The sequence below is a fragment of the Burkholderia sp. BCC1996 genome, from assembly GCF_905339955.1.
Taxonomy (GTDB): Bacteria; Pseudomonadota; Gammaproteobacteria; order Burkholderiales; family Burkholderiaceae; genus Burkholderia.
The window spans coordinates 1-21,399 of record NZ_CAJPHM010000045.1; the positions used below are offsets into that span (position 1 = coordinate 1).

The window sequence follows — 21,399 nt, forward strand, 5'->3', positions numbered from 1 at the left end:
TATCCGTAGACGTGACGCGGGTTCATGCGTGCGCTTCGCAGTGGCGGCAGAAGATCAGCGCACGCGAACGCGACACGGCTGCCTGCGCGCCCCGCGCGGCGACGATCAGGCCGACCTGGCCGAGATTGAAGTCGCGCTCGACCATCAGTTGCGTCAGCGCGGCAAGCGGCAACACGACGGACGGGTGGTACAGACTCGATTCGATCAGCGCTCTCATCATCGGCTCCATCAGGCAATGCGTATTCGATGGAGTGGATTCTAGGGACGGCCCGCATCCGGATAAACGGCGCGAATGCGAAGTCACTTGTCAGCGGCGGAGAACAATCGGCTCGTCCTTGCCGGGCGGGGCCGGGCGGGCAGCGCACGAGCGCGCGGGCGCATAAAACGCAGCGGCGCGACGTGGTTTCCAGCGCGTCGCGCCGAACAATAACGCGCGATCGGACGCGCCGCGGACTGCGGTTGGGTCGATATGCGCCGAATGCCGGCCCAGTTCCGACGCGGCGGGGCCGGACGCGCCGCCGTCGCCCGCCGCCGTTCCGGTGCTGCCGGGATCGACGCCGCGTTCAGGCGAGCGGCGTCTCGACAAACGCCGGCAGCGCTTCCGCACGCGCCGAATGCGCGGCCAGCGCCGGATACCGGGCCGGATCGATCCGCGCGAGCGCCGGATAATCGGCGGCCATGAATTGCGTGAAGCGCCAGGCGACCGCGACGGTCACGTCCGACTGCAGCAGCCGCGCGCCGCCGAACCAGCCGTTCGCGGCCGCGACGAGCGGCTCGAGTTCGCCGTACGCGGCCTCGAGCTGGCTCAGCACGCGCTCGAGCCAGGGCGCGTGCTGCTTGTCGGTCGGCCGCAAAGCGTGCTCGTACACCACCTGCACCGTCTTCTCGGCCGCCGCCAGCGCGAGGCCGACCGGCACCAGCGTGCGCAACCGCGCGTCGGCGGCGTCGGGCAACAGGCGCCGCTCCGGCGCGACGCGATGGTCGAGGTAGTCGACGATCAGCGACGAATCGAGCAGCGTCGCACCGTCGTCGGTCACGAGCGTCGGCGCCTTCACGACCGGGCTGAACGACCGGAACCGGTCGAACTGACGAAACACCGAGACCGACTCGTGTTCGAACGGCAGGTCGAGCAGCTTCGCCGATATGGCGACACGGCGCACGAACGGGGAATCCAGCATGCCGATCAGCTTCATCGCAAACGCTCCGCTTGAGGGAATGGGACCGACGACTGTAGCAGCGCCCTGCGCCGGCGCCTAGCGCGATGCCGCCGAAACGCGCGGCGAAATCCGCGTCGTCCGGTCACGTTTCCGACACCCGCTGCGCGCCCGGAGTGACCATAATGCAGATTCACCTCCCTTCCGCCTCGAGGTTCGCCATGTGGTACGACGTCGTCGAGCAGCAGCGGGAATGGATGCGCGCCTGGCGCGAAGCGACGCGCCACGCGTTCGACGTATGGCCCGCCGCGACGCTGCCGCACGCCGTGTCGTCGTGCTACGACGACCTGTTCGAGCCGCTCCTCGGGCCGGCCGCCGGGCCGCCGCGCTTCGAGATCCGGCGGCCGGCCGTCGACGAGCGGATCGTCGCGCGCACGCCGTTCTGCCAGTTGCGGCGCTTCGCACGCGACGATGCGCGGCGCGCGGTGCTGGTGTGTGCGCCGCTCGCGGGGCACGCGGCCGTGATGATGCGGGAGACCGTCGAGGCGCTGCTCGCGGACGGCGACGTCTGCGTGACCGACTGGGTCAATGCGCGCGACGTCCCGCTCGCGGCGGGCCGCTTCGGGCTCGACGAGTACGTGGCGACGCTCGACGGCTTCGTCGACGCGCTCGCCCGCGACGACCGGCCGCTGCATGTCGTCGCCGTATGCCAGGCCACCGTTCCCGCACTCGGCGCACTCGCGCTGCGCGCCGCGCGCGGCCACGCACCGCCCGCGAGCGTCACGCTGATCGGCGGGCCGCTCGACGCACGCATCAACCCGACCACGCTCGGCACCACGGCCGCGTCCCGTTCGCTCACGTGGTGCCGCCGCCACCTGATCGACATCGTGCCGCCCCGCTTCCCCGGCCGTGGCCGGCACGTGTTCCCGACCTATCTTCAGCAAGGCGAGATCGCGCTGCTGTATCCGCAACGCTTCCTGACGCTGATCGAGGACTACGCGCGCGCCGCGTCGCACTTCGACCTGACGGCGCTGGCGGACGCGCGGCGCGCGCTGCGCGAATACACGGCGCTGCTCGACATGCCGGCCGAATACTTCCTGGACACCGTCGATATCGTGTTCCAGCGGATGTGCCTCGCGAACGGCACGTGGCAAGTCGGCGGCCAGCGCGTGGAGCCGGCCGCGCTGCGCGGCGTCGCGCTGCTGACGGTCGAAGGCGGTCGAGACGCCGTCACCGGCGCCGGCCAGACGCATGCGGCACTCGACATGTGCCGCGGCCTCAAGGCCGGCGAGCGCCAGCGTCTCGATATCGACGACTGCGATCACTACGGGCTGTTCACGGGCGCGCGCTGGCACGGCAACGTCCATCCGGCGCTGCAGCGCGTGTTCGCGCAGGCCGAAGCCGTTCGCCCGCGATCGCGCCGGCGCCGGGTCAGGCGGACGTGAGGTCGTCGTCCGGCCCGCGGGCCGCATCGAGGAGCGCGCGCACCTCGTCGTCGCCGGTCTGGTCGAAACGCGCGTAGAACTGGCTGATCCCGAAGAAGCGCAGCGGCTGCGACACCGTCACGAACGCATCGGCCAGATCGTCGAACGCATGCTGGGCGCCGGCCGGCGCGACGGGTGCGGCGGCCACGATGCGCGCGGGATGGCGCTTGCGCAGCGCCTGCAGTGCGACGCGCATCGACGCGCCGGTCGCGATGCCGTCGTCGACGACGATCGCGATGCGACCGTCGACCGGCAGCGGCGGCCGCGCGCCGCGATACAGCGTGTCGCGGCGCTGCAGTTCGGCGGTCTCGCGCACGATCACGTCGGCCAGTTGGGAATCGGACACGCCCATCGCGCGGATCGCCGCGTGCTGCAGGTGGATCGCCCCGCCGGTCGCGATCGCGCCGATCGCGAATTCGGGATCGGAGGGCATGCCGAGCTTGCGCACGACCAGCACGTCGAGCGGCGCGCGCAGCGCCTGCGCGATCGGGAATGCAACCGGTACGCCGCCGCGCGGCAGCGCGAGCACGACGACGTCGCGACGCCCCGCATAGTCGTGCAGCGCGAGCGCAAGCTGACGACCCGCGTCGGCGCGATCCGCAAAACACTCGGTCAAGATCGGCTCCCTGCCGTTGGGCCGGATGCGCGACTGCGCGCCGGCACCTGTTCAACGAGCATGGTTCATCGGACACGCCGATGCAAGCAGGGTCATACCGGCGTCCGCGGCAGGCCGATCGCGGCAAGGAAAAGGATGGGTGGCGTTCGCCCGGGGCGGGCTGCCGTCAAGCGCTCAGAGCCCGCCGGCCTGCCGATACAGCCGCCAGAACGACTGCGCGTACGACTGCGCGAGTTCCGGCGCGCGCTGGAACACGTTGACCGTTTCCGCGTGCGCGGCCGCGTCGTCGGACAGCGTCGTCAGCGCGACGCTGTCGTCGACGATCACGAAGCGCGGTGCGGGGTCGCCGTGCCGCGAATCGATCGCGACGTCGATGCCGGCCGATTTCAGATAGCCGGCGCCGCTGTACTTGCCCGCACGCGGCGAGCGCACCAGCACGACCCGCACGTCGATCCCGCGCGAACGCGCCGCGCGCAGCGCCGCCGCGACCGCGGGCGGCACGTACGCGTAGCCGGCCAGCAGCACGCGACGCTGCGCCTGACCGATCAGGTCGACGGTCGCGTCGGCCGCCGCATTGTCATACGAAAAGTACCTGCCGACTGCTGCTGCGTCGGACGGAATCGGGCTGGCGTGGGCGGTCGCCACGCAGCAAAGCGCGGCGACGAGGAAGGCGGCTGGTCTCATGGCGGGCGCCATTGTAGCGACGCCAATTCGCATGACAAGCGCCTGCTGCAGCGCTGCTGCGCCGGCGCAACACCCGGCGCGGAACGACCGGTCGGCAGGCGGATTTCGAAGCGGATTTCGAACTGGATTCGAAGCAGTTGCGGCGCGTGATCCGGCCGCTTGCCCGCCGCCGGTCAGCCGGCCGCGACGCGCGCGAGCCAGCTCGCGATGCCGTCGACCGAACGGAAATCCGCGACGCTGCGTGCCGGCAGCGCCGGATACGCGCCGCCCGCCATCTCGGCCAGTGCGCGGCCCGGGCCGAGTTCGAGAAACGCGGTCGCGCCGGCCTCGACGCACGCGGCCAGGCAGGCCGCCCACTCGACCGGCTCCGCGATCTGGCGCGCAAGCTTGTCGAGCCCGGCGTCGACATCGAGCACCGACGCGCCGTCGATCCCCGAAAACAGTCGCGTGCCGGGCAGCGGCCGGCGCACGTTCACGGCGGCCAGCGATGCGCGAAACGCGGGCACCGCCGCCGCGAGCCGGTGCGTGTGCGACGCGATCCGCACGCACACGGGCGCGACACGCAGCGCACCGTCGCGTGCGGCGGCGTCGGCCACCGCGGCGACGTCGGCCTGCCGCCCGGCCAGCACGAACGCATCGCCGGGATTGGCGATCGCGATCGCCGCATCGCGGCCGTCGCAGAGTTGCGCGAGCCGCGCACGCGTGAGCCCGCGCACGAATGCCATGCGTTCATCGCCGCCGCTCGCGGCATCCATGGCGCGCGCGCGCGCATCGGCCAGCGCCAGCGCGTCGTGCGGATCGATCATCCCCGCGACGCTCCACGACGCGACTTCGCCGACGCTGTACCCCGCGACGCAACGACGCCGCGGCCACATCGCCTCGAGCAACATCGTCGCCGCAAGCGCCTGCACCGTGCAGAGGATCTGCGCAGCGCGGTTCTCACGCAGCGCATCCGGTTCGGCGTGTCGCACCCAGTCGCGCGGATCGTCGCCGAGGAGCCGGCCGGCGTGCGCGAACAGCGCATCGGCTTGCGGCACCGCGCCGGTCAGCTCGAACATGTCCGCACGCTGCGCGCCTTGCCCCGAACAGAGGATCGCCAGCGTCATCGTCCCGCCTCGTTCGTCTCGCCCGTTTCGCCCGTCTCGTCCGTTTCGCCCGTTTCGCCCGTTTCGCCCGTTTCGCCCGTTTCGCCCGTTTCGCCCGTTTCGAGCGCATCGACGAACACGCTCATCGCCAGCAGGTCGGCCGCGCCGCCCGGGCTCAGCCGGCGCGCGACGAACGCGCGGTGCGCAGCGGCCGCGTGCAGTCGCCAGTCGCGGGCGCGGATGCCGCCGCGGGCAACGAATGCGCGTGCCGTGGCACGCGCGAAATCGAGGCCGGCCTGCCCGCCGCGGTGCAGCAGGTTCGTATCGTCGAGCGCGGCGATCAGCGCGAAGCAGGCGTCGACGCGCGCGGCCTCCGGATCGTCCGGCACGCAGCGCCGCGCGCGGCGCAGGGCCGGCAGCCCGACGTCGTACACGGTCGTGAACCCGTCGGCCGCCTCGCGACGCGCGCCGCCGACGCCGTAGCGGCGGCTCGCGCGCTCGCCGTGACTGTCGGGCAGCCGCGGGCCGCCGAGGATCTCGGTGCCCCAGCGCCGCGCGACGAACGCGCCCAGCGTCAGCGTGCGTGCCGCGGTGCCCGGCACCGTGCGGCGGCCGGCGGCCGCGCACAGCAGCCCGAGCCCGAAGATCGCGCCGCGATGCGTGTTGACGCCGCCGGTCGCGGCAAGCATCGCGTGTTCCGCGCGCAGCCCGATCTTGCGCAGCACGGCCATGTCGGCGTCACGCGCACCGGCATCGGCGAGCTCCGCGAAGTACGGCCGCAGCACGGCCGCGCTGCGCACGAACATCGTGGCATCCATGTCCGCGTGACTGCCGGTGTCGACGTGACTGACGAGGCCCGGCTTCGGATAGGTGTCGATTTCCAGCACGAGGCTGTGCTCGGCGAGTTCGGCGATGCGCTCGGCATCGGACGGCACCGGCGCGCGGCAGGCGGCCCACGCACTCATCGCGTGCCTCCGGTGAATGCGTCGGCAGGCATCAATTCGACGGCGATCGCCGTCTTGACCGCGACTTCAGGCAGCCGCGCATGCAGCTCGCGCCAGTTCACGCCGGCGCCGTCGTCGCGCAGCAGTTCGCCGTCGATGCGCATCGGCGCGCGTGCGTCGAGTGTCGCCAGGCCGTCGAGCAGCGCGGCGAGCGATGCGGCGTCCGGCAGCGGAAACACGAGGTCGAGATCGGACGACGCGCTCAGGTAGCGCTCGCCCGTCAGCGCCTGCCATGCGAGGCTGCCGAATACGCGGCCCTGCACGCCGCAGCGGGCGCCGAGCGCAGCCAGGTCGCGCAGCGTCGCGTGCCATGCGTCGGGCGCGACAGCGAGCACATCGGCGAGCGTGGGCAGCGGACCGACCGACGCGAGCGCGTCGGCGGCGACGTTCATTGCAATGCGCCGCTTGCCCGCCGAAGGCGGCAGCGGCAAGCCGAGCGGGATGCGCCCCGCATCGGCCTCGTCGGGCGACGCGCGGCGCACGATCAGCGGCCAGCCGTGCGCGGCCCACGCCTGCACGAGCGGATCGGCCGCCAGCGCGGGATCGCGCGCGCAGGCCGCGCCCCACCCGGCCGCCGTCAGCGTGACGAGCGTGTGGCGGCGCAGCGGCGTGTCAGCGTGCGGCACGCGCGAGTGCCTCGACACGCCGCGCGACGTCGGCCGCGACCGGCCGGCCGCGCGCCGCACGCACGTCGTTGCGATCGGCCGGCTTGCCGAGCCATTCGGCGACCTGCGCGTCGAGCGCGCGGGCCGGGTCGAGCACGGCGTCGACGGCACCCATCTTCACGAGATTGTCGAGTCCCGGCGCGAACACCGGCGTCGAGCGCGCCATCTCCTTCAGCACGTCGATCGGCAGCTTCGTCACGCGCGACATCGACGGCAGGTCCATCACTTCCGGCTCCGCGCCCGGCAACGCGAGCAGCGTGCGCGTCGCGAGCGCGGTCGCGATGAACGCGCCCGCGGCCGTATGGCCGTACAGCAGGCCGATCGTCCGGTGCCCGGCGAGCTCCGCGTGCATCAGGCATTTCGCGAGATGCGACAAGCCTTCGTTCAGGCCGAGCAGCTCGTCGCGCTTGCTCATCCGCTGGCTGTCGCTGTCGACGAGCACGAGAATCGGCGTGTCGCCGCCGCGCCCGATCGTGTCGAGCACGTGCGACGCGAGCGTCACGGCTTCGTCGATGCCGAACGGCAGCCGGTCGGCGACGCCGATCACGTCGACGCGCGTGCCGGTCAGATCAGCGTGCCCCGCCAGCAAGCCGCCGGTCCGCGTGATCGCGTGGCCGTTCGGGAACAGCGAGGTCAATACTTCATCGAGCGTCATGCTGCGCCTCCTGCAGTTGATCGGCGAGCTTCGCGAATTCATCGTCGGGCATGCCGGGAATCGCTTCCGGCTCGCTCGCGCCGAGCGCACGCCACACGTCGAGCGCGTCCTTGCATGCGCCGAACCGTTCGACGCGCGCTTCGAGACGCGCCTGCTCCGCGCGCAGCATCGCCGCGTCGAAGTTCGGCGCACGGCCGATCAGGTCGAGCGCGGCCGCGCGAAACGCGTCGGGCGTATCGGCCACGTAGCGGTCCGCGCCGCCGATCAGACGGCGATGCTTGCCGCCCATCGTGCGCCAGATCAGCGCGCGGTCCTTCGCATCGAATTCCTCGACGCCGCGATTGGTCTCGATCACCTCGGGCCCCGACACGCTGATGCGCCCCTGCTCCGACACCGCGAGCGCCGAACAGCACGCGGCGAGCAGGCCGCCGCCGCCGTAGCAGCCCGCGCGCCCGCCGATCAGCCCGATCACCGGCACGCCGGCTGCGCGCGCGTCGACGAGCGCACGCATGATCTCGGCGATCGCCAGTTCGCCCGCATTCGCTTCCTGCAGCCGCACGCCGCCCGTATCGAACAGGATCAGCACCGGCGTGCCGAGGTCGCGCGCCGCACGCAGCAGCCCCGTGAGCTTCGCGCCGTGTACCTCGCCGAACGCGCCGCCCATGAAGCGGCCCTCCTGCGCGGCGACCAACACTGGCGTGCCGTCGAGCCGGCCGCGGCCGACCACCATGCCGTCGTCGAACTGCTGCGGCAGGTCGAACAGCGGCAAGTGCGGGCTCGTCACACGATCGCCCGGTCCGAGAAATTCGGTGAAGCTGCCCGCGTCGAGCAGCCCGTCGACGCGCTGGCGCGCCGACGCTTCGTACCAGCTCGCGCGGTTCGCGACGAATGCGGGTGCGTCGTGGATCGCGTCGGTCATCATGCGCCTCCCTCGATCGCTCGCACGGCCTGCGCGAGCCGCAGCGACACCATGTCGGGCCGCGCGCCGCCGTCGTTGATCGACAGCTTCAGGCCGCCCGGTGCGCGCCGTTCGACGAAGTCCGACACGACGGCCTGCCACACCGCGCCGAAACCGACCGCCGCGGTGCGGATGTCGATCTCGCATTCGTTGCCCGGCAGCACGCGCTCGACGAGCACCTCGAGATTGCCGGACGCGACCACGCCGACGAGCGCCGTGGCCAGTTCGCCCTGCGCGCGTTCGCGCGCGGTGAAGCGATAGTTCAACTGTTCCATGCCCTCTTCCTCACCAGTTGCGGAACCGGGCCGGCGGCGCATACAGGCCGCCCGACCAGTGCACGAGATCCTTGATCGAGCGCGCGGCAAGCCAGCGGCGGTCGGCGTCGAGCGGATCGATGCCGAGATCCTCCGGGCGGCGGATCACGCCGCGCTCGCGCAGCCGCTCGACCAGCCTGCGATCGCGGCCGCGGCCGACTTCCGTATAGCCGGCCACGCCGCGGATCGCGTGCTCGCGTTCGTCCTTGTCGCGGCACATCAGCAGGTTCGCGATCCCTTCCTCGGTGACGATGTGCGTGACGTCGTCGCCGTAGACCATGATCGGCGCGAGGTCGAGCTGCAGCTTGTCGGCGAGCTTCAGCGCGTCGAGCTTCTCGACGAACATCGGCACGTTCTTGTCGCCGAACGTCTCGCCGATCTGCACGACCAGCTTGCGGCCGCGCCTGAGCGCCGCCGGCGTGTCGGGGTCGGCCTCCGCACCGGCCTTCAGCCACGGCTCGCTCGGGTGACGCCGGCCGCGTGCGTCGCTGCCCATGTTCGGCGCGCCGCCGAAGCCGGCGATCCGCTCGGCCGTGACCGTCGACGAATGGCCGGACAGGTCGATCTGCAGCGTCGAGCCGATGAACATGTCGCATGCGTAGAGGCCGGCGGTCTGGCAGAACGCGCGGTTCGAGCGCAGCGACCCGTCGGGGCCCGTGAACCACACGTCGGAGCGCGCGCGGATGTAGTCGTCCATCCCGACTTCCGAGCCGAAGCAGTGAACCTGCTCGACCCAGCCCGATTCGATCGCGGGAATCAGCGTCGGGTGCGGATTGAGCGCCCAGTGCGTGCAGACCTTGCCCTTCAGCCCGAGCTTCGCGCCGTAGGTCGGCAGCAGCAGCTCGATCGCGGCCGTGTTGAAGCCGATCCCGTGGTTCAGGCGCTTGATGCCGTACGGTTCGTAGATGCCCTTGATCGCGAGCATCGCGGTGAGGATCTGGGTCTCGGTGATCGCGGCCGGGTCGCGCGTGAACAGCGGCTCGACGTAGAACGGCCGGCCGGCCTCGACGACGAAATGCACGCGGTCGCCCGGAATGTCGACGCGCGGCACCTTGTCGACGATGCGGTCGACCTGCGCGATCACGATGCCGTCCTTGAACGCGGTGGCCTCGACGACGGTCGGTGTGTCTTCCGTGTTCGGGCCGGTGTACAGGTTGCCGTCGGCATCGGCGCTGACCGCGGCGATCAGCGCGACCTGCGGCGTGAGGTCGATGAAGTAGCGGGCGAACAGTTCAAGATAGGTGTGCACCGCGCCGAGCGCGATCTTGCCGCCGAACAGCAGCTTCGCGATGCGCTGCGACTGCGGGCCCGAATACGCGAAGTCGAGACGCTTCGCGATGCCGCGCTCGAACACGTCGAGATGCTCGGGCAGCACGACGCCCGACTGCACCATGTGCAGGTCGTGGATCTTCGCGCTGTCGACGTCGGCAAGCGCGGTGGCGAGCAGGTCGGCCTGCTTCTGGTTGTCGCCTTCGAGGCAAACGCGGTCGCCGGGCCGCAGCACCGCTTCGAGCAACGCGACGGTGTCGCGCGCATCGACCCGCTTGCCGTGCGCGTAAGCCGCACCGGCCGCGAGCCGTGCATCGCGCGCCTGCCGCGCGTGATTCCATCCCGTCATGAACAGTTCTCCCGCTTCGATGGTTCAGCGGCATTCTAAGCCTGGCGCCGCCGCCGATTGATGATGTTGACGAATGCGACTCAGAGGACGCCGCGATGGATGCGGCCCCGCCGCGGCCCGCGCGCGCCGGCGCTTGCGCACGGGTCGCCCGGATCGCACGCGTGGCGGTTATGCGCCGACCAGCGCGCGTGTCGTGAAGAACAGCACCGACGGCCCGAGCAGGCAGCCGACGCCGGTATGGAACGTCGCGACCAGCGCGCCGTACGGCACGAGCCGGCGGTCGGTCGCAGCAAGGCCCGCGCTCACGCCGCTCACGGTGCCGGCGAGGCCGCCGAAGATCATCGCGGAGCGCGGCGTCTTCAGGCCCATGAAGTTCGCCGCGACCGGCGTGCCGATCATCACGATGATCGCCTTCACGAGGCCTGTCGCGATGCTGAGCGCGATCACGTCGGAGCTCGCGCCGATCGCGGCGCCCGTCACGGGCCCGACGATGTAGGTGACGGCGCCCGCGCCGATGGTCGTCATGCTGACCGCATCGGTATAACCGAACGCGCGCGCGATGCACGCGCCGACGATGAACGGCAGCACGGTGCCGAGCAGCAGCGACACGACGCCGACGAGGCCGGCCTTGCGCGCCTCGGTCGGCTGCACTTCGAACGCGGTCGCGACGATCGCGAAATCGCGCAGCATCGCGCCGCCCATCAGGCCGACGCCGGCGAACAGCTTGACGTCGGCCAGCCCCTTCTCGCCGCCGGTGAACGCGCCGCCGACGTACGCAAGCACGAGGCCGATCACGATCGCGATCGCGGAGCCATGCACGCGGCCGAAGGTGAGCTTGCGCGACGCGATCGACGACAACCACATGATCAGGCCGACCAGCGCGAACGACGCGACGAGCCCGTTGTGGGCGACGGTTTTTTCGAGCATCTGCAGCATCGCGGCCTCCGTTACTGTTCTTCGAATTGCGGCACGCCCGCGAAGGCCGTGTCGTCGCGCCCGGTGCGCACGAGTACCGCGATGCAGCATGCGCAGATCACGACCGCGCCGATGGCGGCAAGCAGCGCGACCGGCCCGCCCTTCAGTGCGGCGACGACGTTCTGGTTCGCGGCCATCGCGACGACGACCGGGATGTACATCGCGCCCCAGAAACCGACGCCGGCCTCGGTCTCCTTCGGCAGCCAGCCGCGCCGGTGCAGCCACAGGCGCAGGCAGATCAGCAGCAGCATCGCGATGCCGACGCCGCCGACGTTGGTCTTCACGCCGATCGCGGCGCCCAGCAGGTCGCCGAGGAACAGTCCGGCCAGATGGCAGAACGCCAGCAGCGCGGTTCCGTAGATGATCATGAGTCGTCTCCAGTCTCTTCGTGACGGGTGCCTGACGCGTGCGGGAGTCGGGCCCGCATGCCGGTTCCGGGCGCGGACTGGGTGTCTCCTGCGGCGGGGCGCCGCGGCCCGGCGGCTCGTCGTGCGAGCGCGTTCTCGGGCGGTCGATGGGATGATGCGGTTTCGGGCCGGACGCCGGATGGCTTAGACTGACCGATGGAGCCGGCGGCGCGACACGGGCTACGCGTCCGGTGCGCCCCGTTTGCATGGGCCGCACCAGCGCGTGATCCGATACTAGCGCCGCACCAGCCGGCCATTTATGAAGTTGTCGAAACCGATTCAGTGGATTTAGCAATGCGTCCATTACCGCCCGAGTTGCTGCGCAGCTTCGTCGCCGTCGCCCAGTCCGGCAGTTTCACCGCCGCGTCCGAACGCGTGAGCCTGTCGCAGTCGACCGTCAGCCAGCACATCCGCCGCCTCGAGGAACTGCTCGACCGGCCGCTGTTCGAGCGCGACACGCGCAACGTGCACCTGTCGCAGCACGGCGACGCGCTGTTCCGCTACGCGGTGCGCATCCTCGAGCTGATGGACGAGGCCGTCACGTCGGTGTGCGGCCCGCCGCTGTCGGGCAAGGTGCGGCTCGCGATGTCGGAGGATTTCGCGTCCGCGCACCTGACGGCCGCGCTCGCGAGCTTCGTGCAGCGCAATCCGGAAGTCGAGCTCGCGATCTCGACCGGGCTGTCGGGCGACCTGTTCGATGCGCTCGACGAAGGCCGTCACGACCTGGTGTTCGCGAAACGCGTCGCGGGCAGCCGGCGCGGCCGCGTGATCCGCAGCGAACCGCTGTACTGGTGCACCGGCCCCGATTCGCGGATCACCGGCCACGAGGCCGTGCTGCCGCTCGCGATGCATCCGGAGCCGAGCGTATCGCGCCGCCGCGTGCTCGAGTCGCTGGAGGCGGTCGGCCGCCCTTACCGGATCGCCGTCGTGAGCAGCAGCATCGCGGTGCTGCGCGCGGCCGCGAGCGCGGGGCTCGGCGTCAGCGCGTTCGCCGGCTACGTGATTCCGGCCGGGCTCGCGCGGCTCGACGCGGGGCTCCCCGAACTCGGCGAACTCGAATACGTGATCGACCGGCCGGCGGCCGCGTCGCGCTCGACGCTCGCGCTCGAAGCGACGCTGATCGCGGCAGCGGCCGAGCTGTAACGCTGGCTGCCGCCTTCACGCCAACGCCGCCGCGGTGTTCGCGCGCAACTGACCATCTTGCCCGGAACGCGTCAGCGTCCGCGCAGTCCCCGCTCGCGACAATGGGCCGCATCGGAACGCACGGCAGTGTGCCGCGCGTCCGCTGTCCCGTCCCCTTGATCGGAGCACACCATGAACGTCGTGCGAATCGCCGTCGCGGCCGCCGCAGCCGCGCTGCTGTCCCCCGCCTTTGCGCAAACCGATGCCGCCGCCCCCGCGCAGGGCCTCACGCGCGCGGAAGTCGTCGCCCAGCTGAAGCAGGCCTACCTCGACGGCGAACTGCCGACCAACGACGGTAACTATCCGCCGGATGCCGCGACGCGCGCGCGCAATCGCGAACTGGTGCAGGCCGCGCTGCCCGCGTGGCTCGCGCAGACGCCGCAGCCAGCACCGCAAACGGCCGTGCAGCAATAGCCTTCCCGGCGCGACCGGAACGCCGCGCGGCGGCGCGCTCAGGGCAGGAAGCTGCGGCGCCGCGCGTCGATCAGCTCGACGAGCAGCCGGTCGCGCTCGGCCGCCAGTTCCTGCATCGAACGCTCGCCCTGGATCGCGCGCAGTTCGTCGTTCAGCTTGCGATCGACGGCCGGGTCGAACGACGGCGTGCCGAGATCGTCCCACCACGTCGTGATCGGCCCCGACAGGTGTTCGAGGAAGTGCGCGATCCCGCCCGCGCCGCCGCCGAGGTGATAGGTCAGGCACTGCCCCATCAGCCCCCAGCGCAGGCCCGGCCCCCACGCGACCGCCTTGTCCGCATCGGCGACGCTCACCACGCCCTCGCCGACGAGGTGATACACCTCGCGAAACAGCGCGGCCGCGAGCCGGTTCGCGACGTGGCCGGTCGTCTCCTTGTTGAGCACGATCGTCTGCTTGCCGAGTGCGTCGTAGAACGCCTTCACGCGCGCGATCACGCTCGGGTCGGTCGCGCTGCCGCCGACCAGCTCGACGAGCGGAATCAGGTGCGGCGGGTTGAACGGATGCGCGATCAGGCAGCGTTCCGGATGCCTGTCGCACGCGGTCTGGATCTCGGACATCTTCAGGCCCGACGAGCTCGACGCGATCGGCACGCGCGCGGGCAGCACGTCGTCCATCTGCCGGTACAGCGCGCGCTTCAGGTCGAGCCGCTCCGGGCCGTTTTCCTGCACGAAATCGACGCCGTCGAGCGCGCGCACGAGATCGGCGTCGAACGACAGCCGCGCGGAAAGTTCGGCGGCCCGCTCGCCGAGGAAGGCCGCGAGCGCGTCGCGCAGCCGCGCGTCGGCCTGCGGTGCGGGATCGGTCGCAACGACGTCGAAGCCCTTCGACAGATAGAAAGCCGCCCAGCTCGCGCCGATCACGCCGGCCCCGACGATCGCGATGCGTTGAATCTCCATGTCCGTTCCGTCTCCGTGGTCTGTGGATAGCGCGACGATTGTCGCATCGATCCCCGTCACGACGCGTTGATGCCGATTGCACTTGCCCTCTTGAAAACCACCGCGGCGGCCTCTAATTACCCGTTGCCAGGCAGTGCCCGTCACGCGCACTGCCCCCGTTTCGACTCAGCGGAAAACCGTGCGTCGCACTCGCCATCGGCGTCGCGCCATCGTGTCTTTCGCGCCTCATGTTCCGGAGGATCCTCATGAGCGGTATTCATTTCGGTCACGACCTGTTCGACGAATTCGCCCGCGTGCAGCGGCAGATGGCGAGCCTGTTCGGCGAGCCCCCGACCGGCATCCGCGCGGTGCGGCCGAGCGCGTTCCCCGCGCTGAACGTCGGCGCGACCGACGACGCGATCGAGATCGTCGCGTTCGCTCCCGGCATGGCCGCGGCCGACTTCGACGTCTCGATCGACAAGGACCTGCTGACGATCAGCGGCGAGCGCAAACCCGCACCGCACGACGCCGGCGACGACGTGCGCACCTACGCGCAGGAGCGCTTTCACGGCGCGTTCCGCCGCGTGGTCGAGCTGCCGCAGAACGCGGACGCCGACAACGTCAGCGCCCGCTATGAAAACGGCTGCCTGCTGATTCGCGTCGGCCGGCGCGAGGCCTCGAAGCCGCGCGCGATCACCGTTCAGTAACCTTCAGGAGAACGATATGAATACGAGCCAGAGCCAGACCCTGACCGAACGCCAGACCGGTGCCGCGCAGGCAGCCGCCGCCGAAGCCGCGCGCCGGCCCGCGATCACGCCGGCCGTCGATATCGTCGAAGACAGGCAGCGCGTCACGCTGCGTGCCGACCTGCCCGGCGTGCCGCGCGAAAATCTCGACGTGAAGGTGCACGACAACACGCTGACGATCGAAGCCGACACACGCATCGACACGCCGGCCGACCTGCGCGTGCGTCATGCCGAAGTCCGCGCGCCGCGCTACGTGCGCACGTTCGTGCTGAGCCCCGACCTCGACACGTCGCGGATCGATGCGAGCCTGCGCGACGGCGTGCTCACGCTGACGATTCCGCGCCGCGAGGAAACGCGCCCGCGCCGCATCGACGTGACGGCCGGCAACGCGTAACGTCGGCGCGTGTTCGTCACGCGACGCGCATGACGAATGACGAAGCCCCGCCGGGCATGACGCGCGGCGGGGCTTTTTTTCGATGTGCCGAGCAGGACACGCTCGCTGTCGCGTTCAATCGAAATCGAACAGGTCGAACACCGACTTCTTGCGACGCCGGCCGTCGTGCCGGTAACGGTCGTCGTGCTCGCGGCCGTCGCGCCCCCAGCCGTCGTCACGCCCGCGCGGCGCCTGCGCATCGTGCCGCACCGGCACCTCGTCGCGGCGCGCCGGCCCGTCGCCGGTTTCGCGTGCGATCAGCTTGTCGAGTTCGCCGCGATCGAGCCACACGCCGCGGCACGTCGGACAGTAGTCGATCTCGATCGATTGCCGCTCGGCCATCAGCAGGTCGGGCGTCTTGCAGACCGGACATTTCATCGCGTTTCTCCTTTCGTCGGACATTCCGAATCGCGGGCGGGCCACGGCCCGCCCGCTTGGCTCAATGACCTTCGCGCCGTGCCACGCGCTTCGCCTTCGCGCGCCGCGCCAGCATGTTCATGCCCTCGACGAACGCCGAGAACGCCATGGCCGCGTAGATATAGCCCTTCGGCACGTGCGACCCGAAGCCTTCCGCGATCAGCGTCATGCCGATCACGACGAGGAACGACAGCGCGAGCATCACGATGGTCGGGTTGCGGTCGATGAACCGTGCGAGCGGCTGTGCGGCGAACAGCATCACGGACACCGCGACGATCACCGCGACGAACATGATCGGCACGTGCTCGGTCATGCCGATCGCGGTCACGATGCTGTCGATCGAGAACACGATGTCGAGCATCACGATCTGGCCGATCGCGGCCCACATCGTCAGGCGGGCCGCGCCGCCGGACGCGCCCGCGCCGTCGCCGTCATGCGACACGTGGTGATGGATCTCGGTGGTCGCCTTCCACACGAGGAACAGGCCGCCCGACAGCAGGATCATGTCGCGCCAAGAGAACGCGTGATCGAACAGCGTGAACACGGGTTCGGTCAGGCTCGCGATCCACGCGACGCTGCCGAGCAGCGCGAGGCGCATCACGAGCGCGAGCGCGATGCCGAGGCGCTGCGTGCGGGCGCGCTGCGCTTCGGGCAGCTTGTTGCTGAGGATCGAGATGAAGATCAGGTTGTCGATGCCGAGCACGACTTCCATCACGACGAGCGTCAGGAGCGCGGCCCAGACGGCGGGGTCGGCGGCAAGCGTCAGCAGGGAGTCCATGAAAAGGGCCGATTCGAAGGTGGAAAGCCCGATGATAGGTAGCGCACGACTTCGCAAAAATCAGAGAAAATCTGATCTTTGGTTCGGTTTTTACGAAATAACGATCCGATGCTGAATTTCCGCCATCTGTACTATTTCTGGGTCGTCGTGAAGGAAGGCGGCTTCGCACGCGCCGCCGAGCGGCTCGACATGGCCGTGCAGACGATCAGCGCGCAGGTCCGCGAGCTGGAAAAGTCGCTCGGCCACCAGTTGCTGCGCCCGGCCGGGCGCGGTGTCGCGATGACCGACGCGGGCCAGGCCGCGTATGCGCGTGCGGAGGCCATCTTCGAGATGGGCCGGCTGATTCCCGACGAAGTGCGCGCGGCGGCCAGCCAGCCGACCGTACGGCTCGCGGTCGGCCTCGCGGACGGGATCTCGAAGCTCGCCGCGCATGCGCTCCTCGCGCCGGTGCTCGATACGCCCACGCTGCGGCTGCTGTGCCACGAGGGCGAGCACGACGCGCTGCTCGCGGAACTGGCGCTGCATCACCTCGACCTCGTGCTGGCCGGCCAGGGCGCGCCGTCGGGGTCGAACCTGCGCGTAACGAGCGAGCGGCTCGTCGCGTCGCCGGTCGACTGGTACGGGCCCGCGGCGCTCGTCACGCCGGCCGCGCGACAGCGCTTTCCGGCGTGCCTCGCCGAGCTGCCGGTGCTGCTGCCGACCGCCCACTCGGCGCTGCGCGCGCGCCTCGACCTGTGGCTGGAGCGGGAACGGATCGTGCCCCGCATCGCTGGCGAATTCGAGGACAGCGCGCTGATGGCCGTGTTCGCGGCGCGCGGCCTCGGCGTGTTTCCGCTCAGCGAACTCGGCGCGAACGACGCATCGCTGCTGCGCGGGCTGCGCCGGCTCGGCCGCGCGGGCGACGTGACCGAGGAGATCCATGCGATCCGCTCGCGGCGCGGCGAACACCACCCGCTGGCGTCGCGCTTGCTCGCCGCCGCGCGGCCGGCGCCGGCCGGCTGAAGCGAGCGCGACATCAAACGAAACTATAATGACGCCCCGGCCATACGAGATTGCCACGCGCATCGCACCGGCCCCGCCGCCGCGTGCGTTGCGCCCGCAGCCCCGCGCGGCATCTCGCCGAGCCTATTGAAAGACGCCATGCACAACCGATTTCGCCTGTTTTCCGTTTCGTGCGCGCTCGCGGCCGCGACCGTGCTGGCGGCGTGCTCGTCGCCACCCAAGCCGATCTACCAGCAGGAGCAGTTCGACGCGACGAGCAGCCCGTATGCGCACACGTTCCACTCGAAATCCGACGCGTCCTGCGAGGCCGCGCGGCGCGCGCTGCTGAGCCAGGGTTATGTCGTGTCGTCGTCGCGCAACGATGCGGTCGACGGCAGCAAGAATTTCCAGCCGAGCAACGACATGCACGTCGTGATCGAGTTTCACGTCGTGTGCGCGGACGCGACTGCCGACGGCTCGTCGAGCATCGCGTACGTGAACGCGGTGCAGGACCGCTACACGCTGAAGAAGTCGAATACGTCGGCGAGCGTCGGGCTCAGCGTGTTCGGTTCGCTGTCGCTGCCGATCGGGTCGAGCGACGACGCGCTCGTGAAGACCGCGAGCGAGACGATTCCCGCCGGCGTGTTCTACGAGCGCTTCTTCAATCTCGTCGAGCATTTCCTGAAGATCGATCCGGCCCGCCGCGATCGCGCGACCGTGAAGGCGGCCGAGAAGGAGCCCGTGACGCCGCTGCCCGAGCCTGCGCCGACGCCGCAGGGCGAGCCGATGAAGATGACGACGCCGGTCGTGCCGACGCCGCCGGCGGCGCCGGTGCCGCTGTCCGTGCCGAGTGTCGCGCCGACGTCGGGCACGTCGGTCGTGCCGGCCGTGCCTGCTGCGGCATCGGCCGTGGTCGCGCCGGGGACGATGCGGGCCGTCGGGTCGGGGTTGGGAGCCGGAGTGGGTTCGGGGGCTGCGGCAGGTGCCGCGCCGGGTTCGGGTTCGGGTTCGGGTTCGGGTTCGGGTTCGGGTTCGGGTTCGGGTTCGGGTTCGGGTTCGGGTTCGGGTTCGGGTTCGGGTTCGGGTTCGGGTTCGGGTTCGGGTTCGGGTTCGGGTTCGGCACAAGCTTCGGCCTCGGCGCGGGCTTCGGCGCCTGCTTCGGCTGCGGTACCTGCTAAGACCTCGGCGCCCACCTCGGCTTCGACGCCCGCGTCAGCCTCCGCACCCGCTTCAGCTTCGACGCCCACTTCCGCTTCGGCGCCTACGTCCGCTTCGACGCCGGCCACGTCGACGTCTGCCGCTACCACGGCGGCATCGTCCGTGCCTGCGCCGGCGGCGTCCGCGCCGACGCCCTCAAACGCTGCTCCAACGCCGGCAGGCAAGACGTCCGCACCCGCTGCTGCCGACCCCGTCGCGTCGTCCGCGCCGACCGGCGCTAGCGCGCCGTCCGCGAACTGACCGCGCGCGCCCTCGCCGCGCCGTGCACCGTGTGCGCGGCGCGCCGGCCGATCCCCGCCCCGTCGCCCTCCGGTGAGAAGATCTTGCACCCGGCCACTGGCTGCGCGCGCCCGGCGTGACGTAACCCGCAAGCGGAAACAGCCCGTCGCGACAGACGACACGCCCCCGATTCCGCGGATGCCCGCGACCGGTCCCGCCCCGCCGTCACTTCGCCGTCACTTCACCGTGACGTCTTCGTCCGCATCACCATCCGGCTGCGCCGCGTCACATGCCCGTGCGCGTTACCGCAGCGTCGCGTTCAGCGTCCGCATCTGCTCGGCCGTCGCCGTCACACCGCCGCACACGATCACCGCGATCTCCGACGCCGAAGCCAGCACCGGCACCGGTTCTTCGAGCGCGGCCAGCGCAGCACCGCACGCCGGCTCGACGACGATCCGGTGCTCGTCCAGGAACCGCAGCGACGCAGCCACCGCCTGCGCGTCCGACACGACGACCGGATGGATCGCGTGCCGCTTCGCCCATTCGAGCGCCGCGTCGCACGGCCGCTTCGCGCCGAGCGACGTCGCGATGCTCGTGATCGCCGGCAATTCGACCGGATGCCCGTGCGCGACCGAGCGCGCGTAGCTGTCGGCGCCTTCCGTCCCGACCGCGACGACCGGCACGTCGTGCCAGCCGTTGCGTGCGAGCCCCTCGAGCACGCCGCACAGCAGCCCGCCGCCGCCGACCGCGAGCACGACCGCGTCGGGCTTCGGGCCGGCCGCCGCCATCTCGTCGATCATCGTCGCGTGCCCCTGCCACAGCACGGGATCGTCGAACGGATGCACGAACGCGTCCTGCGTACCGACGGTCGACAGCGCGAACGCATTCGCCTCGGCCCAGCTCGCACCGTGCACGACCACCTCCGCCCCCTCGACGCGGATCAGCTCGCGCGCGCGGGCCGACGCGGTTTCCGGCACGACGACGAGCACCGGCACGCCGAGCTCGCGGCCGCAATACGCGACCGCGATGCCCGCATTGCCGCCCGACGACGACACGAACCGGCGCGCACCGGCCGCATGCCGCGCTTCGCACGCCGCGCCGATGCCGCGCAATTTGAACGAGCCGGACGGCTGCAGCGCGTCGAGCTTCAGCCGGATGTTCTTGCCGAGACGGCGCGACGCGATTTGCGAGCGAATATAGGGGGTCTGGATATGAAGCGGCATGGTGCGGGACACGGTCGAGAATCGGGGCAAGGAGAAGGCACGGGCCGATGAACCGGCCCGGTAACGACGACCATCGTACGGCACGCCCGTCATGCTTTCCAATACCATCGGATGGCACTTGCTATGCTTGACAGGCATATCCACCGAATCGAGACCGAACGCCGGAGCCGACACCGCATGCGCCAGATCGAACTGCGTCACCTGCGTTACTTCGTGGCCGTCGCGCAAGCCGGCAGCGTGATGGCCGGCGCGCGCGCGGCCGGCATCGTCCAGCCTGCGCTGTCGCGGCAGATCCGCGAGCTCGAGGATGCGATCGGCACGCCGCTGCTGGTCCGCCGCGCGACGGGCGTCACGCTCACGGCGGCCGGCGCGAGTTTCCTGCAGGATGCCACCGGCCTGCTCGCGACATTGCAGGACAGCCGCGAACGCGCGTTGCGCAGCGCGGCCGGCCAGCTCGGCGAACTGCGCCTCGGCGCGCTGCCGAACTGCCTGCCGCTACCGGTCGTCGCGAACGTGCTGAAGGCGTTTCGCGACGCGTGTCCGGACGTGAAACTGTCGATCGCGCCGATGCTGTCGGCCGAACAGGCGGCGGCGCTGATGCGCGGCCAGCTCGACGGCGGCATCATGGCGTGGCGCCGCGACGAGGCGCCGCATCTGTCGGGCGTGCGGCTGCTGAGCGACCGCTTCGTGCTCGCGATGCCCGCGCCGCCCGGCGGCCGCTTCCACGCGCCGCGCACGCTCGCCGACGTCGCACACGAGCCGTTCGTCTGGTTCGACGCGCAGCGCTCCGCCGCGCACCACCGCTTCCTGATGGCCCAGTGCGACCAGGCCGGTTTCACGCCGCGCATCGCACAGGTCGGCAGCGACATCCCGACGCTGATCGGTCTCGTCGCGGCCGGCATGGGCTGCGCATTCGTGCCGGAAAGCGCGTCGTCGACGTGCCCGCGCACGGTCCGGCTCGTCGCACTCGACGAACTCGCGAGCCGCTTCGACATCGAGTTCGTGTTCGACGGTGCGGCGGCGCCGGCTTCGCCCGTCGTCGCGCGGTTTCTCGAGGCGGTGCGCGATGCGGCCGGGCAGGCGGACTGACCGACCGGCCCGGCATGCGCGACCCGCGCGACGCCGGCGGATTTCGCCTCGGCGCGCGGCAGCGGATTCGGCCGTCTGCGCGCAGTCGCTTCGGACGACGGCCGGTATTAGCGTCATCGCCCACCCGGAACGTCCGTCCGAGCGC

At 70.8% G+C, this 21,399-nt stretch carries 24 protein-coding genes and 1 pseudogene; 8 read left to right on the forward strand and 17 right to left on the reverse strand.

Features of this window, described 5'->3' with window-relative positions:
- Window positions 1-22: 22 nt before the first annotated feature.
- Together U4Z64_RS35635 and U4Z64_RS35640 are read right to left on the reverse strand one after the other, a co-directional pair.
- Window positions 23-220 carry a hypothetical protein gene (locus tag U4Z64_RS35635; protein ID WP_044844954.1) on the reverse strand — a complete coding sequence of 66 codons (198 nt, stop codon included), beginning with the start codon at window positions 218-220 and terminating at the stop codon, window positions 23-25.
- A 343-nt stretch (window positions 221-563) separates the two neighbouring features.
- Entirely contained in the window at window positions 564-1,193 is a 630-nt protein-coding gene (locus tag U4Z64_RS35640; RefSeq protein ID WP_044844909.1) for a glutathione S-transferase family protein, read from the reverse strand.
- A 182-nt stretch (window positions 1,194-1,375) separates the two neighbouring features.
- Between U4Z64_RS35640 and phaZ the strand changes: the two genes are divergently transcribed.
- Entirely contained in the window at window positions 1,376-2,599 is a 1,224-nt protein-coding gene (gene phaZ / locus U4Z64_RS35645) for a polyhydroxyalkanoate depolymerase (protein ID WP_321822479.1), read from the forward strand.
- On the opposite strand, the gene U4Z64_RS35650 is transcribed toward phaZ, so the two are convergent.
- The 11 genes and pseudogenes from U4Z64_RS35650 to madL form a co-directional block, all read right to left on the reverse strand.
- Entirely contained in the window at window positions 2,586-3,254 is a 669-nt protein-coding gene (locus U4Z64_RS35650) for a phosphoribosyltransferase (protein WP_321812383.1), read from the reverse strand. The genes phaZ and U4Z64_RS35650 overlap by 14 nt on opposite strands.
- Before the next feature lie 174 nt (window positions 3,255-3,428).
- Entirely contained in the window at window positions 3,429-3,950 is a 522-nt protein-coding gene (locus U4Z64_RS35655; protein WP_321812382.1) for a phospholipase D-like domain-containing protein, read from the reverse strand.
- A 161-nt stretch (window positions 3,951-4,111) separates the two neighbouring features.
- Entirely contained in the window at window positions 4,112-5,044 is a 933-nt protein-coding gene (gene mdcH, locus U4Z64_RS35660) for a malonate decarboxylase subunit epsilon (protein WP_321822480.1), read from the reverse strand.
- Between the two features lie 89 nt (window positions 5,045-5,133).
- Window positions 5,134-5,988, reverse strand: a pseudogene (mdcB, locus tag U4Z64_RS35665) (triphosphoribosyl-dephospho-CoA synthase MdcB); the annotation flags it as partial.
- Entirely contained in the window at window positions 5,985-6,653 is a 669-nt protein-coding gene (gene mdcG, locus U4Z64_RS35670; RefSeq protein ID WP_044844956.1) for a malonate decarboxylase holo-[acyl-carrier-protein] synthase, read from the reverse strand. The gene mdcG and the pseudogene mdcB, both read right to left, overlap by 4 nt.
- Window positions 6,640-7,347, reverse strand: a complete 708-nt coding sequence (gene mdcE, locus U4Z64_RS35675) for a biotin-independent malonate decarboxylase subunit gamma (protein ID WP_044844914.1) — start codon at window positions 7,345-7,347, stop codon at window positions 6,640-6,642. The genes mdcG and mdcE overlap by 14 nt, the downstream gene beginning before the upstream one ends.
- Window positions 7,334-8,269 carry a biotin-independent malonate decarboxylase subunit beta gene (locus tag U4Z64_RS35680; protein WP_321801403.1) on the reverse strand — a complete coding sequence of 312 codons (936 nt, stop codon included), beginning with the start codon at window positions 8,267-8,269 and terminating at the stop codon, window positions 7,334-7,336. The genes mdcE and U4Z64_RS35680 overlap by 14 nt, the downstream gene beginning before the upstream one ends.
- The gene (gene mdcC, locus U4Z64_RS35685) at window positions 8,266-8,580 is read right to left on the reverse strand and encodes a malonate decarboxylase acyl carrier protein (RefSeq protein ID WP_044844916.1); all 315 of its coding nucleotides are present in this window, start codon (window positions 8,578-8,580) and stop codon (window positions 8,266-8,268) included. Before mdcC ends, U4Z64_RS35680 begins: the two co-directional genes overlap by 4 nt.
- Window positions 8,581-8,590: 10 nt before the next feature.
- Complete coding sequence (gene mdcA, locus U4Z64_RS35690; protein ID WP_044844917.1) at window positions 8,591-10,237, reverse strand: malonate decarboxylase subunit alpha; 1,647 nt, start codon at window positions 10,235-10,237, stop codon at window positions 8,591-8,593.
- A 168-nt stretch (window positions 10,238-10,405) separates the two neighbouring features.
- Window positions 10,406-11,173, reverse strand: a complete 768-nt coding sequence (gene madM, locus U4Z64_RS35695; protein WP_321822481.1) for a malonate transporter subunit MadM — start codon at window positions 11,171-11,173, stop codon at window positions 10,406-10,408.
- Between the two features lie 11 nt (window positions 11,174-11,184).
- Complete coding sequence (madL, locus tag U4Z64_RS35700) at window positions 11,185-11,580, reverse strand: malonate transporter subunit MadL (protein ID WP_321822482.1); 396 nt, start codon at window positions 11,578-11,580, stop codon at window positions 11,185-11,187.
- Window positions 11,581-11,913: 333 nt separating this feature from the next.
- Between madL and U4Z64_RS35705 the strand changes: the two genes are divergently transcribed.
- Both U4Z64_RS35705 and U4Z64_RS35710 read left to right on the forward strand, forming a co-directional pair.
- The gene (locus U4Z64_RS35705) at window positions 11,914-12,762 is read left to right on the forward strand and encodes a LysR substrate-binding domain-containing protein (RefSeq protein ID WP_039322076.1); all 849 of its coding nucleotides are present in this window, start codon (window positions 11,914-11,916) and stop codon (window positions 12,760-12,762) included.
- A 171-nt stretch (window positions 12,763-12,933) separates the two neighbouring features.
- Entirely contained in the window at window positions 12,934-13,215 is a 282-nt protein-coding gene (locus U4Z64_RS35710) for a DUF4148 domain-containing protein (protein WP_321822483.1), read from the forward strand.
- A gap of 38 nt (window positions 13,216-13,253) precedes the next feature.
- On the opposite strand, the gene U4Z64_RS35715 is transcribed toward U4Z64_RS35710, so the two are convergent.
- On the reverse strand, window positions 13,254-14,171 hold the full coding sequence (locus tag U4Z64_RS35715) for a 3-hydroxyacyl-CoA dehydrogenase NAD-binding domain-containing protein (RefSeq protein ID WP_321822484.1): 918 nt from the start codon (window positions 14,169-14,171) through the stop codon (window positions 13,254-13,256).
- 245 nt (window positions 14,172-14,416) lie between these two features.
- Between U4Z64_RS35715 and U4Z64_RS35720 the strand changes: the two genes are divergently transcribed.
- Window positions 14,417-14,857, forward strand: coding sequence for an Hsp20/alpha crystallin family protein (locus tag U4Z64_RS35720; RefSeq protein ID WP_044844922.1), 441 nt, complete (start codon window positions 14,417-14,419; stop codon window positions 14,855-14,857).
- 16 nt (window positions 14,858-14,873) lie between these two features.
- Entirely contained in the window at window positions 14,874-15,290 is a 417-nt protein-coding gene (locus U4Z64_RS35725; protein ID WP_044844923.1) for an Hsp20/alpha crystallin family protein, read from the forward strand.
- A 114-nt stretch (window positions 15,291-15,404) separates the two neighbouring features.
- Here U4Z64_RS35725 and U4Z64_RS35730 read toward each other — a convergent pair whose 3' ends face one another.
- Window positions 15,405-15,707 carry a zf-TFIIB domain-containing protein gene (locus U4Z64_RS35730; protein ID WP_321822485.1) on the reverse strand — a complete coding sequence of 101 codons (303 nt, stop codon included), beginning with the start codon at window positions 15,705-15,707 and terminating at the stop codon, window positions 15,405-15,407.
- Between the two features lie 61 nt (window positions 15,708-15,768).
- Complete coding sequence (locus U4Z64_RS35735; RefSeq protein WP_321822486.1) at window positions 15,769-16,524, reverse strand: TerC family protein; 756 nt, start codon at window positions 16,522-16,524, stop codon at window positions 15,769-15,771.
- Window positions 16,525-16,632: 108 nt separating this feature from the next.
- Here U4Z64_RS35735 and U4Z64_RS35740 point away from each other — a divergent pair, with 108 nt between their 5' ends.
- On the forward strand, window positions 16,633-17,526 hold the full coding sequence (locus tag U4Z64_RS35740) for a LysR family transcriptional regulator (RefSeq protein ID WP_321822487.1): 894 nt from the start codon (window positions 16,633-16,635) through the stop codon (window positions 17,524-17,526).
- Between the two features lie 138 nt (window positions 17,527-17,664).
- On the forward strand, window positions 17,665-18,963 hold the full coding sequence (locus U4Z64_RS35745; RefSeq protein ID WP_321822488.1) for a DUF2242 domain-containing protein: 1,299 nt from the start codon (window positions 17,665-17,667) through the stop codon (window positions 18,961-18,963).
- 281 nt (window positions 18,964-19,244) lie between these two features.
- On the opposite strand, the gene U4Z64_RS35750 is transcribed toward U4Z64_RS35745, so the two are convergent.
- On the reverse strand, window positions 19,245-20,165 hold the full coding sequence (locus tag U4Z64_RS35750; protein WP_321822497.1) for a pyridoxal-phosphate dependent enzyme: 921 nt from the start codon (window positions 20,163-20,165) through the stop codon (window positions 19,245-19,247).
- A 177-nt stretch (window positions 20,166-20,342) separates the two neighbouring features.
- Here U4Z64_RS35750 and U4Z64_RS35755 point away from each other — a divergent pair, with 177 nt between their 5' ends.
- Complete coding sequence (locus tag U4Z64_RS35755) at window positions 20,343-21,254, forward strand: LysR family transcriptional regulator (RefSeq protein WP_321822489.1); 912 nt, start codon at window positions 20,343-20,345, stop codon at window positions 21,252-21,254.
- Window positions 21,255-21,399 lie beyond the last annotated feature (145 nt).

Excerpts from the sequence above, each read along its gene's own strand:
- U4Z64_RS35635 (WP_044844954.1), bottom strand. The coding sequence starts at position 220 with ATGATGAGAGCGCTGATCGAATCGAGTCTGTACCACCCGTCCGTCGTG.
- U4Z64_RS35640 (WP_044844909.1), bottom strand. The coding sequence starts at position 1,193 with ATGAAGCTGATCGGCATGCTGGATTCCCCGTTCGTGCGCCGTGTCGCC.
- phaZ (WP_321822479.1), top strand. The coding sequence starts at position 1,376 with ATGTGGTACGACGTCGTCGAGCAGCAGCGGGAATGGATGCGCGCCTGG.
- U4Z64_RS35655 (WP_321812382.1), bottom strand. The coding sequence starts at position 3,950 with ATGGCGCCCGCCATGAGACCAGCCGCCTTCCTCGTCGCCGCGCTTTGC.
- mdcH (WP_321822480.1), bottom strand. The coding sequence starts at position 5,044 with ATGACGCTGGCGATCCTCTGTTCGGGGCAAGGCGCGCAGCGTGCGGAC.
- mdcE (WP_044844914.1), bottom strand. The coding sequence starts at position 7,347 with ATGACGCTCGATGAAGTATTGACCTCGCTGTTCCCGAACGGCCACGCG.
- U4Z64_RS35680 (WP_321801403.1), bottom strand. The coding sequence starts at position 8,269 with ATGATGACCGACGCGATCCACGACGCACCCGCATTCGTCGCGAACCGC.
- mdcC (WP_044844916.1), bottom strand. The coding sequence starts at position 8,580 with ATGGAACAGTTGAACTATCGCTTCACCGCGCGCGAACGCGCGCAGGGC.
- mdcA (WP_044844917.1), bottom strand. The coding sequence starts at position 10,237 with ATGACGGGATGGAATCACGCGCGGCAGGCGCGCGATGCACGGCTCGCG.
- madM (WP_321822481.1), bottom strand. The coding sequence starts at position 11,173 with ATGCTGCAGATGCTCGAAAAAACCGTCGCCCACAACGGGCTCGTCGCG.
- madL (WP_321822482.1), bottom strand. The coding sequence starts at position 11,580 with ATGATCATCTACGGAACCGCGCTGCTGGCGTTCTGCCATCTGGCCGGA.
- U4Z64_RS35705 (WP_039322076.1), top strand. The coding sequence starts at position 11,914 with ATGCGTCCATTACCGCCCGAGTTGCTGCGCAGCTTCGTCGCCGTCGCC.
- U4Z64_RS35710 (WP_321822483.1), top strand. The coding sequence starts at position 12,934 with ATGAACGTCGTGCGAATCGCCGTCGCGGCCGCCGCAGCCGCGCTGCTG.
- U4Z64_RS35715 (WP_321822484.1), bottom strand. The coding sequence starts at position 14,171 with ATGGAGATTCAACGCATCGCGATCGTCGGGGCCGGCGTGATCGGCGCG.
- U4Z64_RS35720 (WP_044844922.1), top strand. The coding sequence starts at position 14,417 with ATGAGCGGTATTCATTTCGGTCACGACCTGTTCGACGAATTCGCCCGC.
- U4Z64_RS35725 (WP_044844923.1), top strand. The coding sequence starts at position 14,874 with ATGAATACGAGCCAGAGCCAGACCCTGACCGAACGCCAGACCGGTGCC.
- U4Z64_RS35730 (WP_321822485.1), bottom strand. The coding sequence starts at position 15,707 with ATGAAATGTCCGGTCTGCAAGACGCCCGACCTGCTGATGGCCGAGCGG.
- U4Z64_RS35735 (WP_321822486.1), bottom strand. The coding sequence starts at position 16,524 with ATGGACTCCCTGCTGACGCTTGCCGCCGACCCCGCCGTCTGGGCCGCG.
- U4Z64_RS35740 (WP_321822487.1), top strand. The coding sequence starts at position 16,633 with ATGCTGAATTTCCGCCATCTGTACTATTTCTGGGTCGTCGTGAAGGAA.
- U4Z64_RS35745 (WP_321822488.1), top strand. The coding sequence starts at position 17,665 with ATGCACAACCGATTTCGCCTGTTTTCCGTTTCGTGCGCGCTCGCGGCC.
- U4Z64_RS35750 (WP_321822497.1), bottom strand. The coding sequence starts at position 20,165 with ATGCCGCTTCATATCCAGACCCCCTATATTCGCTCGCAAATCGCGTCG.
- U4Z64_RS35755 (WP_321822489.1), top strand. The coding sequence starts at position 20,343 with ATGCGCCAGATCGAACTGCGTCACCTGCGTTACTTCGTGGCCGTCGCG.